We start from the raw sequence: 11,872 nt of genomic DNA, 5'->3' as shown, positions 1-11,872 counted from the left end.
TTACAGACTTTAAAACGCACATGCAAAGGCCACACGTCGTTGTTGTTAAGCTAGGTACGAGTGTATTGACTGGCGGTACAGACAAATTAGATAAAGCACACATGGTTGAACTTGTTCGCCAATGTTGCGAATTAAAAAAACAGGGTTATCAGGTTGTTTTAGTATCAAGTGGCGCGGTTGCTGCTGGGCGCGAGCAATTAGTTACCCCCTGTGGCCATTCTTTGATTGAAAAACAAATGCTGGCCGCAATTGGTCAAGGGCAGCTTATTCATATTTGGCAAAGCTTGTTTGCTTTGTATGGCGTGAATGTTGGGCAAATGCTACTGACTCGCGCCGATGTAGAAGACCGTGAACGTTACTTAAATGCCCGCGATACCTTAAATGCGCTACTTGCGCATGATGTGGTGCCTATTATTAATGAGAATGACGCCGTGGCCACCGCCGAAATTAAAGTCGGTGATAACGATAACTTATCTGCTTTAGTGGCGATTTTAGCGAATGCAGAAAAGCTGTTATTGTTAACTGATCAAGAAGGCTTATTTACAGGCGATCCTCGCTCTGATGCCAATGCAACACTTATCAATGAAGTTGAGCATATTAATGATGAGCTCAGAGAGCTTGCTGGTGGTAGTGGTACAACACTTGGAACCGGTGGTATGGCAACCAAGCTGCAAGCTGCCGATATTGCACGTCGCGCGGGTGTTGAGGTGATCATTGCCAAAGGTGCTGGTAAAAATGTGATTTTAAATTGCATGGCCGACAAGCTTCCTGGTACACGTTTTTTAAAGCTCACTGCACCAAAAGATGGCCGCAAAAAATGGTTACTTGCAGGGCCTAAAAGTACGGGGCAATTAGTGATTGATGATGGTGCAAGCCTTGCGCTTAAAGAGCGTGGCGCGAGCTTACTAGCAAAAGGTGTAAAGACTGTGCGAGGACAGTTTGAGCGCGGCGATGTGATTGAAGTAGTGTCTAATCAAGGACAGTGTATTGCTAAAGGTCTTGTTAATTTTAATCACCAAGAAATTGATCAAATTAAAGGCTGCCATTCATCACAAATTACCCAGTTACTTGCATTTGCACCTAGCAGCGAAGTCATTCACAGAGATGATATGATTTTACTGTAGTTTTTTAGTAATTTTTATAAAGTTAACTAGACTAAAGTTATAGTTAGTTTAGAGGGCTTTCTAAATGCCAGCAAACGCTTGCGGACATGACTGGATAATCTCAATTACGCAACAAGAAGAAGAGCCTGAACTTGATCAGGCGCTTATCAATGCGGTGACGGAGCTCGAAGAGTTTTCACGGTTCGCTATTTATGTGAACAAGTTATTCAAACCAGGGCTACCAGCTCGTTTACTTAACAAAGACTCAGTTATTGAAGAGTTAAATGAGCATGAAGTCAGTGAGTTAATAGAGAAAGTCAGTCGCAACAAAATTCGCATTAGCCGTAATTATGGGGTTATTTCTACCTATGTGCCTATTTACCATATAGGAAATGTGATGGGGGTGCTGGTGATAGAGTCTGAAAAAGAGCTTTCAGAGCGCTCAAGTATGTTAGCCATTTATATGCTAAATATCTATGCTAACCAATTGTCATTGCTACACAAGTCTAAATTAGATCCCCTTACTGAGTTATTAAATAGACAAACCTTTGATAAAAAGGTGATTGATATCGCAGCAGAAGCGACACTTGAGCCAAAAGATCATCAATATCATCCTCACTGGTATCTGGCGATGGTGGACATTGATCATTTTAAGCGTGTTAATGATAATTTTGGTCATGTTATTGGTGATGAAGTTATTTTACTGGTAGCCCAATTGCTTAAAAATAATTTTCGCATTGAAGACTATGTTTTTCGTTACGGTGGTGAGGAATTTACTGTTTTGTTTCAAGCGTCTGATGAAACAGATGCGCGCAATGCACTTAATCGTTTTCGTGCTTGTGTGGCAGAGTATCCTTTTCCTCAAGTTGGAAATCTAACCGTCAGTTGCGGTTTTTTACCTATTTGTGAGTTTGAAATGGTCGCAAGCCTTGTTCAAAAAGCAGATGTCGCACTATATCATTCTAAAAATAATGGTCGTAATCAGGTGACATCGTACGCTGAGCTTGGGATTCAAGATAGCAAACGCTCTGATGACTCAATAGAGCTTTTTTGAATCTGTTGTCGCGATTATTGCTGTGTTAAAATTGCCCACCATCAATTTTAATCAGTATGAGATTTTACATGAAGTTTGTTCGTTGGTTACTCGGTCGCATCATTTTGTTTTTTGATTTTGTATTCACACCACGTAGTAAGAAGCGTCCAGCAGCAGAGCAAGCTGCACTTGATTCAGTGACATCGCAATTTAAATTATACCAATTCAAAGCATGTCCTTTTTGCGTAAAAGTACGCCGTGCTATTAAGCGTCAAGGCTTAGCCATTGAAACCCGTGATGCGAAAGGTAACCAGCAATTTCGTCAAGAGTTACACGAGCAGGGTGGAAAAATTAAAGTGCCTTGTTTACGTATTGAAGAAAACGGCCAAGTAACTTGGTTGTACGAATCAAACGATATCATTGCTTATTTAGATAAAGTCGCTGCGTAAAGCGGCTTTTCACTTCGATTATAGCCCGTGCTGTGCTAGCATTTGGGCAAATTTTTAATTGTCTTTTGAGAGATATAACCATGACAATTCGCACCCGTGTTGCTCCGTCACCAACAGGTGACCCGCACCTAGGTACTGCATACATCGCATTATTTAACTACTGTTTTGCTAAGCAGCAAGGCGGTGAGTTTGTGTTACGTATTGAAGATACAGACCAAGTTCGTAGTACACCAGAATCAGAGCAAGCTATTATGGATAGCTTACAATGGTTAGGCTTAAACTGGGATCATGGTCCAGATGTGGGCGGTGAGTTTGGTCCATACCGTCAATCTGAACGTAGCGATTTATATAAGAAATTTGCGCATCAACTTGTTGAACAAGGTAAAGCGTTTTATTGCTTTGCTACGAGCGAAGAACTAGACCAAATGCGTGAAGAGCAAATGGCCGAAGGCCTGCGCCCTAAATACGATGGTCGTGGTTTAAATCTTTCTGAAGATGAAATTAAAGCAAATCTTGAAGCGGGTAAGCCTTACGTAATCCGTATGAAGATCCCAAGCGAAGGCACGTTTAAGTTTAACGACTACCTACGTGGTGAAATTGAGATCCCATGGGAAAATGTAGACATGCAAGTGCTACTTAAAGCAGATGGCTTCCCGACTTACTTCCTTGCCAACGTTGTTGATGATCACCACATGCAAATTAGCCACATCTTCCGTGGTGAAGAGTGGATCAACTCAGCGCCTAAGCTATTAAAATTATACGAAGATTTCGGTTGGGAAGCGCCAGTACTTGGCCACTTACCGTTACTTCGTAACCCAGATAAGTCAAAATTATCGAAACGTAAAAACCCAACGTCAATCAATTACTATAAAGAAATGGGTTACCTACCAGAGGCGCTATTAAACTATCTAGGCCGTATGGGTTGGTCAATGCCAGATGAGCGTGAAAAGTTCACCTTAGCAGAGATGATTGAACACTTTGATATGAAACGTGTGTCGCTGGGCGGCCCAATTTTCGACATCGATAAGCTTAGCTGGTTAAACGGTATGTGGATCCGTGAAAACTTATCTGATGCAGAATTAATGCAACGTTTTGTTGATTGGAAGTTTAATACTGAGCTATTCGCTAAAGTATTACCAGAAGCAAAAACGCGTATTAATACGCTTTCTGACATGGTTGACCTTGCGGGTCACTTTGTGGGTGGTATTCCAAGCTACGACCCTGCGCTATTAACAGCGGGTAAAGCGGGTGAAGATGCAACTCGTCAAGCATTACAGTTCTTTATCTGGCAACTAGAAGGCTTACGTAGCTGGGAGAAGTCAGAGATTTTTGCGATTGCAAAAGCGGTTGCAACTTTCCATGAATTGAAGATTAAAGACTTTCTTGAGCCAATCTTTGTGGCTATCACAGGGAAGACTTCATCAACATCAGTACTTGATGCGATGGAAATTTTAGGCTCTGACCTATCTCGTGCTCGCTTACGTGTTGCACTGGCGCATATTGGTGTGTCGAAAAAGCAAGCGAAAAATATTGAGCGTGCTTATCGGGATTATCCGCAAGCATAGTTTTACTAGGTAATCTATTTTAAGCCGAGCATCGCTCGGCTTTTTTGTAGCTAAATCAAACTTTTTTCTCTTCTTCATTGAAATATAATACTACTTGTTTAGTATTAAATATGTACAATTATCACTTGTAGAAACAACTTTAAGTAGCAGTATAAGGTGGCTGCAAGCGAGGATTTAAATAATTACTGGTTATTAAAATCAGTTTATTTTCAAGGAGAAAGTGATGTTTAAGTATCTTGTGGTCTGTATGACCATACTGGCTTTTAGTCTACCCAGCTACGCCGCCGATAAGCCCAATGTACTCGTTATTTGGGGGGATGATGTCGGTATGTGGAATATCAGTGCCTATCATCGCGGTATGATGGGAGGCAGTACCCCTAACATAGATAGCATTGCCAATGATGGCATGATATTTATGGATCACTACGCACAAGCCTCTTGCACCGCAGGGCGTGCAGCATTTATCACAGGTCAGTACCCGATGCGTACAGGACTTAGTACTGTAGGCCTTCCTGGTGCACCGCAAGGCTTGCAAAAGAAAGATCCAACACTTGCAACTATGCTTAAATCCAAAGGGTATGTAACAGGTCAATTTGGTAAAAACCATTTAGGTGACCTTGATGAGCACTTACCAACTAATCATGGCTTTGATGAGTTCTTTGGTATTTTGTATCACCTCAATGCTGGTGAATATGTTGAGCAGCAAGATTATCCGCAAAACGCTAAAACACAAGAGAAATTTGGTTTAAAAATGCGTGGTGTGATCCACTCAAAAGCGCTTGCTAACGGTAAGCAAGAAATTAAAGATCTAGGACAGTTTGGTAAAGAGCGTCAGCGCAACTTAGACCAAGAAGTACTTGTCGAATCAAAGCGTTTTATTCGTGATGCAGTCAAACAAGATAAGCCTTTCTTTGTTTGGCATAACACCACACGTATGCATTATCAAACTAACTTAAATAAAGCGTATGATGGTAAGACTGGCTATGGTTTATACGCTGATGGTATGGCCGAAATGGATGACGATGTGGGTGAATTACTTAACTTGCTTGATGAGTTAAAAGTCGCAGATAACACGATCGTGATGTTTTCGACTGATAATGGCGCGGCATCAAACTCTTGGCCTGATGGTGGTAACCAACCATTTCACGGTGAAAAAGGTGTTGGTGGCTGGGAAGGGGGCTTCAGAGTGCCTTTAGTTGTGAAGTGGCCTGGTCATATTCCAAAAGGTGTAAGCACCGGTGAGTTCATGACAATGGAAGATTGGATGCCTACAATTATGTCATGGGTGGGTGATAAAGATCTCAAAGCTAATTTATTGAAAGGCACCAAAATTAATGGTCAAAAGTATAAAGTGCATTTAGACGGTTTTGATCAAAGTGATATCTTACTAAATAACGGTAAAACAAAGCGTAAAGAGTTTTATTATTTCACCGAAACTACTTTCCATGGCATGCGTTATGGGGATTGGAAGCTTATTTTCACTGAGCAAAACCACTGGTTTAGATCAACACAAAATGCACTTACTTCTCCTTACATTATTAACTTAAAAATGGATCCATTTGAGCGTTTTATTGATGCTCGGGGTTATGATGAATGGGCTGAAAACCGTAGCTGGATTTTAGGCCCTGCGGGCAATCAAATTGCAGAGTTTGTGAAAACCTTTAAAGCTTTCCCACCAAGCCAAGAAAGTATGTCGGTACAGGTTGGAAGTGTCGCTGAAATGATTTCAAAACAAGCACTTAATCGTTAGTAATAGTTTAAAGTGTCGTTTACAGCTAAGAAGGGCCTACGGGCCCTTTTTGTATTTTAGGTAATATAAAATGTTGAAATGGCTATGTAGCAAAATGTACAAGGTATTTCATATTTTCTTTAGTGTGATAATTTCATTAACGGGTGTGTGAATAAGTCGCTCACCTTGAGCTAAAGAAATATACAAAGGTGTATTCAAACGTTATGATCGCAAGGGTAGAGGCGCTTTTTAGTCGCATTAATTGTTGCCATATAAATACATTTTGATACCAACAGGGTGAATAAAGTTGATAAAAAACTTACTTGGCATAGCATGTTGTTTAACCTCATTAATCACATATGCGCAGACAGATTTAGAGCAACCTCACTACATCGAAAAATCTACCTTGAATGCCAGTATAACGCTTGGCTATGGTGGCATAGAAAACCCAGTTATCAATGCTGACAATATTACCTCACCTGTTTTACCAAGCTTGGCTTACTATGGAGAACATTGGTATTTTGATGATTTTTCAGTTGGCTACAGTCTATTAGAAACGCCTAGTTACTACCTTGATCTCTTTGGTCGTTTTAATGACGATGGTTTTTTCTTTGAGTTGGATGGCATCGACAAATTATTTGCGGTAAGTGCAGTCTCTAGTAAATCAGGCGGTAGGCCGAGTATCCCTTCAGCAACACCAATAAACCTGACGGCGATAGAGCGTGATTTGTCTTATATGGTGGGATTATCTTCTGCTGTTCAGTTGTATGACGATGTGTGGCTGAACACGGCATTCGTGCAAGATGTAACTGATGTACACAATGGCCATGAGTTCTTTGTTAATGTGTATTGTAATTTCGAGATGCTTTTTGGACTGGCCAGCCTTGAAATAGGTGCTGTTTATAAAAATAGCGAGTTAATTGAGTATTATTATACTGTGGCAGCTGGGGAAAGTAAGACACGTCTGCCTCATTATAATTTAACCAGTGCCATTAATTACCATGTTAAAGCAAGTTATAGTTACCCAATAAACGAGAGTGTAAGCATTGATTTAAAACTTAAGCATACTTGGCTTGATAGTAACCTTGCCCACTCACAGATGGTAGACAAAGGGGGATATTTCTCAGGTTTTGCAGGAGTTACTTACCACTTTTAGGCCAAGTAATAGAGATAGCAGCTCCGCCAGTTGGGCTGTTATTATTTAAAGAAACCTTTCCTCCGTGCCAACTGACGATACGATAAACTATATATAATCCAAGACCATAACCACTGGCTAACTTATCACCTTCGCCTTGCTTAAAAGGCTCTATGAGTGCATCAGCGTTAACAGGTAAGCCTGGGCCGTCATCTATTACACGGATAACATAATTGCCTTGCTCACTTTTGCTTTGGATAGTAATCGTTTGTCTTGCATATTTTGTTGCATTTATAAGCAGGTTTTGTACTGCAATTGCCATAAAGCTGCTTTCGCAATATGCACTCGTTTCGTGCAGTTGGAGATCGAATGTGAACTCTTTATAGAGGTCGAATTTACTCACTTCATAACTTATTAATTCATGAAGATTGGTTTTTTCTTGAGTAAAGAAGCTTTGTTGATGCTCTAGTCGTGCAAATGAAAGATATTGCTCTAGACGCAGCTCAATTTCATCAATGTCTCGTTCAATTTGACTACTTTGTTCTAACTCTATGTCGGTGATTGAAAGTGCAAAGCGCATACGAGACAGTGGCGTACGAATTTCATGTGAAATAATGCGTGATAAATCATTATGCAGTTGTACAAACCGGTTTATTCGCTCTGACATATGAGTAAACGTATTAGCCAGTGGCGCTATTGAGGAGCTAGGCTTGATATCTAAAGTAATGGGGTGTGGTTTTTTACTAAAGCGATAGGCTGCCTGTTGTAATAGGCTTAAGTCCCTAAACACAGGGCGTATAAAGACTAGGATCATTGCAGCTAATAAGCTGTAAAAAGCAAAAAAAGCCAACCAATCAGTTGAGCTTTGCGTCATTAGCTCGACAGGACCTATACGTTGAATACTCCCATTGTTGCTCTTTAAATAAATAAACTGTTGGCCGTTTTCTGTAACACTAATAATGCCATCTTTATTAAAAGAAATTTGCAAACTCTCTGGGAGTATTAATTCACTCGCATTAAACGATTGAATGCGCACGTCTTTATCTTGTGCAATTTGAGCCAGTTCATCTACGCTGATTTGTATACTCGGTGAATGCTCTGAAAAAAACTCATTGTATAATTGGCCAAATGCAAGCACCAAAGCGATTAGACTAACGGTAATGATCAGATAGAGCTTAAAAAATTGCTGTTTCATTTTTATGTTATATCCAAGCTATACCCTTTGCCGCGAACAGACTTAATATCAAGAGAGTTACTGTGTTGGTTGATAGTGTCTTTTAGTTTTTTTCGTAAGCGACTAATTTTTAAGTCTATAGCACGGTCTAAACCATCATATTCTCGGCCTATAACATGCTTAAAAAGGATTTCTCTGGAGACGGGTAACGGGCTGTTTTTTGCAAGATAGGCGATAATTTCAAACTCGCTTTCATTAAGGTTAAGTGCCGTACATTGGAAATAAATGTCCTTCTTAAGATTATCAATCCGCAAAGGACCATGTGTGTCAGAGTTATCACTTTGACCTACTGTGTGGGCAATAATTGTTTTAATCTTTGCTAATAAAAGCTCCGGTTTTATTGGCTTAATCAGGTAATCATAAGCGCCGAGATCAAGGCCTTTTATCTGAGATTGTACTGAGTCTAAAGCGGTTAAAAAAATCACAGGACAACTATACTTTTCTTTTAATTGAGTAATTAACTCAAAGCCATTCCCATCAGGTAGCATGATATCGCAGATAATTAGAGAGGGTAGAAACGTGATCTCACCATTGTGGTAAGCTTGAGCGGTATTGAAAACATCAATTGTATAGCCGTGCTTTAATAAAAATTTTTGGATTAAGCTGGCTAGCTTAATATCATCTTCAATTAAAAAAATATGCTGCATCATAAACTCCAGCCAAAGCGTCGTTTTATACGGAAATCTTTAGCTTCATAACTTGCTATCGATAGAAGTTGTTGTTGAACAATTTTATTATTTAATGGGTTGATTAACTTTATTGTTAGTGGGTGCTCTGTTTTGATATTCAGCTTTTCAATGATCAAACTTGTTTGTGTGTAACACTGAGTGTGCTGTGGACGTTGTGTTATTTCTAAGCAAAGCTCACGGTATGGTGCAATTCTAAAGTGTATTTGTACTTTAAATTCACACATTTTTTGTTTTACATCAGTAATACACAAAACCGGTGATACCTTAAAAAAAGGAGCATCGATTTTTTGTGCCTGAGAGTTTGTTGATATTACTGATAAACATAAAAGCAGTGATATCCAACTTAATTGGTTGATCATTTAATCAAACCTTTCTCTTTTTGATGTGTTTGTGCAAAGTGATATAAACCATTAAATACTGTTTTTTCAGCCAAACTCAATGTATGAGCCCAATTACTTATGTTGTTATTTTAATTTGTAGCAGGGAGAGTGTGGTGAATACATAATAAAAAAGCATGTTTATCATACCTTATTTTAAACTTTTGCAACAAATTGACGCTTGTTATATATGGCCTCACTTAAGGGAGATGTTGCTGTAAAAAATAGGGGATTGTTTTTTATAGAAAAATGAATATCAATTTATTCTTTGCTAGTAATTTATCATTAAATTACTTTGTGTGAAAATTGTTCATCAGTCTTTACTTGTTAACAGTTGTGTACAAAAAGATACAAAATACCCCTGGTTGTTTTTCAAGCATTCTTCGTAATCATTCATATACATTTTGCTCTCAAAAGTTGAATTGTGAACAGATTCGACCTCTCAACATGTTTTTTCTGGTAGTATAGTCAGGTTATGAGTAGTTTAAGCAGTGAACAATTATGTTAAGTCCTTATTATCAGCAGCACGCTGATTACGTTTCTATCTCTCGTGAGCAGGGAAGTCGTTTTGCTAAGTCTGTAGCGGATGATTTCAATCCTCTTCACGACATCGATGCAAAAAAGTTTTGTGTACCCGGTGATCTTCTTTTTTCACTTGTATTAAACCAATACGGCATCAGTGAGAAAATGGAATTTACTTTTGCAGGCATGGTGGATGAAACATCGCAATTAACTTTTCCTGCTGGGGCTGATGAATTTGCCATTACTGATGGTGATAAAATCATGCTTAAAGTGAAGCGTGAAGGGGCTGTAAGCCAATGCGCTAAACTTACAAATAGTTTGATTAAGAACTATGTTGAGTTTTCAGGTGCCGCATTTCCGCATGTTATTATCCCATTAATGGCGAAACAAGATGTAATGATTAACCCTGCAAGACCTATGGTTATTTATGAATCAATGCTAATTAATCTAGAGCGTCTTGATATCGAAGAGCCAGAGCTTGAGTTTGTTGAACCTGATTTTACTTACACAGGCAAGCGCGGAAAAATTATCTTACGATTTAATTTACTAGAAAATGGTGAGAAAGTCGGTTCAGGTGAAAAACACATGGTTGTTTCTGGCATTCGCGAGTATTGCCAAGCAACGGTTGATGAATTAATTAGTTTTTATAATCAACGTAAAAGTACATTAAACCACGCTTAATAGTACTGTTTTAGATAAAAGGCGCATTAGCGCCTTTTTTGTTTGTGGCCATGTGCGTACAATACTCGCTTTATAGCCAATGTACTTCATATCATGTCAGTAGCGACTTTTTCAGAATTAAACCTTGCCCCCGAACTTTTAGAAGCTCTGCAAGCGGAAAATTATCAAACCCCAACTGCAATTCAAGCGCAGACAATCCCGCTTATTTTATCGGGCGCTGATGTGATGGGCAGTGCACAAACAGGAACAGGTAAAACAGCAGCGTTTGTGTTACCTCTGCTGCATAATTTGTTATCTGAAGAGACACTTCCTGACACGGTTAAAATACTTATTTTAACGCCTACTCGCGAGCTTGCTCAGCAAGTATTTGCAAGTGTAGAGCGCTATGCTGCGCATACTGATATAAAAGCAGCTCTTGCTTATGGCGGTGCCAGTATTGGGCCACAGATCAAAGCCATAAAAGGCGCACAGCTTGTGGTAGCAACACCTGGGCGCTTACTTGATCATGTGATTAAAGGCAGTATTAAGCTTTCAAACATTAATGCCTTGGTGTTTGATGAGGCTGATCGCATGCTTGATATGGGGTTCATCGACGAGATAAAACGTATCTTGCGACATGTGCCAAAAGCGCGTCAAACCTTACTTTTTTCAGCCACATTTGACGACAGCATTTTTAACCTTAGCAAACAGCTCTTAAATGACCCTAAGCTGGTTGAGGTGAATAAACGTAATTCCGCTGCGACAGAAGTAGAGCAAGTTGTTTATGCGGTTGATGAAGACCGTAAGCGCGAGCTGGTGTCACATATGATTGGTATGAAAAACTGGCAACAAGTGCTGATATTTACCCGCACCAAACAAACCGCTGATTTACTTGCTAAAGAAATGTGCAAAGACGGCTTAAAAACAGAATCCATTCACGGTGATAAAAGCCAAGGCGCACGTGACAAGGCACTACAAAACTTTAAATCTGGCGCAACGCGTGTGCTTGTGGCAACAGACGTTGCTGCACGTGGTCTTGATATTGCCTCTTTAAGGTACGTGATAAACTATGAGCTGCCTTATGTTGCAGAGGATTATGTGCACCGAATTGGCCGCACAGGGCGAGCGGGTGAGAAAGGTTTTGCAATGTCGCTGGTGAGTATTGACGAACAATACCTGCTTGATGAGATTGATATTTTGCTCGATACACGCCTTACACCTCAATGGTTACCAGGTTATGAACCTGATTTAAGCAAAGAGCCGAAACAAATCAGAAAAAACACCAATAAAGCACGTCGTTCACGAGATAAAAAACGTATTTTAGGAAAAAAAAGTCCGAGACGTCGTTAAATTTGGCGTATATTTAAACTATCCAC

11 protein-coding genes are annotated in these 11,872 nt (G+C 39.7%); 8 read left to right on the top strand and 3 right to left on the bottom strand.

Annotated features, from left to right (window positions below):
• The first annotated feature begins 20 nt into the window (after window positions 1-20).
• The 6 genes from proB to LY624_RS13200 all read left to right on the top strand — a co-directional run bounded on the left by proB (window position 21) and on the right by LY624_RS13200 (window position 7,035).
• Entirely contained in the window at window positions 21-1,124 is a 1,104-nt protein-coding gene (gene proB / locus LY624_RS13225) for a glutamate 5-kinase (protein WP_341803180.1), read from the top strand.
• Between the two features lie 64 nt (window positions 1,125-1,188).
• Window positions 1,189-2,157: a GGDEF domain-containing protein gene (locus tag LY624_RS13220; RefSeq protein ID WP_130149587.1), complete on the top strand. Its 969-nt coding sequence runs from the start codon at window positions 1,189-1,191 to the stop codon at window positions 2,155-2,157.
• 68 nt (window positions 2,158-2,225) lie between these two features.
• Window positions 2,226-2,585 carry a glutaredoxin family protein gene (locus tag LY624_RS13215; RefSeq protein WP_341803179.1) on the top strand — a complete coding sequence of 120 codons (360 nt, stop codon included), beginning with the start codon at window positions 2,226-2,228 and terminating at the stop codon, window positions 2,583-2,585.
• An 80-nt stretch (window positions 2,586-2,665) separates the two neighbouring features.
• Window positions 2,666-4,150, top strand: coding sequence for a glutamate--tRNA ligase (gene gltX, locus LY624_RS13210; protein WP_130149589.1), 1,485 nt, complete (start codon window positions 2,666-2,668; stop codon window positions 4,148-4,150).
• 223 nt (window positions 4,151-4,373) lie between these two features.
• Window positions 4,374-5,900, top strand: coding sequence for an arylsulfatase (locus tag LY624_RS13205; protein WP_341803178.1), 1,527 nt, complete (start codon window positions 4,374-4,376; stop codon window positions 5,898-5,900).
• A gap of 286 nt (window positions 5,901-6,186) precedes the next feature.
• Window positions 6,187-7,035 carry a MipA/OmpV family protein gene (locus LY624_RS13200; RefSeq protein ID WP_341803177.1) on the top strand — a complete coding sequence of 283 codons (849 nt, stop codon included), beginning with the start codon at window positions 6,187-6,189 and terminating at the stop codon, window positions 7,033-7,035.
• Here the strand turns inward: LY624_RS13200 and LY624_RS13195 are convergent.
• The 3 genes from LY624_RS13195 to LY624_RS13185 are packed head-to-tail and all read right to left on the bottom strand — an operon-like array spanning window position 7,019 to window position 9,296.
• Entirely contained in the window at window positions 7,019-8,209 is a 1,191-nt protein-coding gene (locus LY624_RS13195; protein ID WP_341803176.1) for an ATP-binding protein, read from the bottom strand. The genes LY624_RS13200 and LY624_RS13195 overlap by 17 nt on opposite strands.
• A gap of 2 nt (window positions 8,210-8,211) precedes the next feature.
• A complete protein-coding gene (locus LY624_RS13190; RefSeq protein ID WP_130149592.1) occupies window positions 8,212-8,898 on the bottom strand; it encodes a response regulator transcription factor in 687 nt (228 codons plus the stop codon).
• Window positions 8,895-9,296 carry a DUF3019 domain-containing protein gene (locus LY624_RS13185; protein ID WP_237118029.1) on the bottom strand — a complete coding sequence of 134 codons (402 nt, stop codon included), beginning with the start codon at window positions 9,294-9,296 and terminating at the stop codon, window positions 8,895-8,897. Before LY624_RS13185 ends, LY624_RS13190 begins: the two co-directional genes overlap by 4 nt.
• A gap of 519 nt (window positions 9,297-9,815) precedes the next feature.
• Here LY624_RS13185 and LY624_RS13180 point away from each other — a divergent pair.
• Both LY624_RS13180 and LY624_RS13175 read left to right on the top strand, forming a co-directional pair.
• Window positions 9,816-10,517 carry a DUF3581 domain-containing protein gene (locus tag LY624_RS13180; RefSeq protein WP_062569549.1) on the top strand — a complete coding sequence of 234 codons (702 nt, stop codon included), beginning with the start codon at window positions 9,816-9,818 and terminating at the stop codon, window positions 10,515-10,517.
• 93 nt (window positions 10,518-10,610) lie between these two features.
• On the top strand, window positions 10,611-11,846 hold the full coding sequence (locus LY624_RS13175) for a DEAD/DEAH box helicase (protein ID WP_341803175.1): 1,236 nt from the start codon (window positions 10,611-10,613) through the stop codon (window positions 11,844-11,846).
• Window positions 11,847-11,872 lie beyond the last annotated feature (26 nt).

This window comes from Pseudoalteromonas sp. N1230-9 (assembly GCF_032716425.1).
Lineage (GTDB): Bacteria > Pseudomonadota > Gammaproteobacteria > Enterobacterales > Alteromonadaceae > Pseudoalteromonas.
Note: the sequence above shows the minus strand (reverse complement) of the source record. Positions and strands in the feature narration are given on the sequence as shown.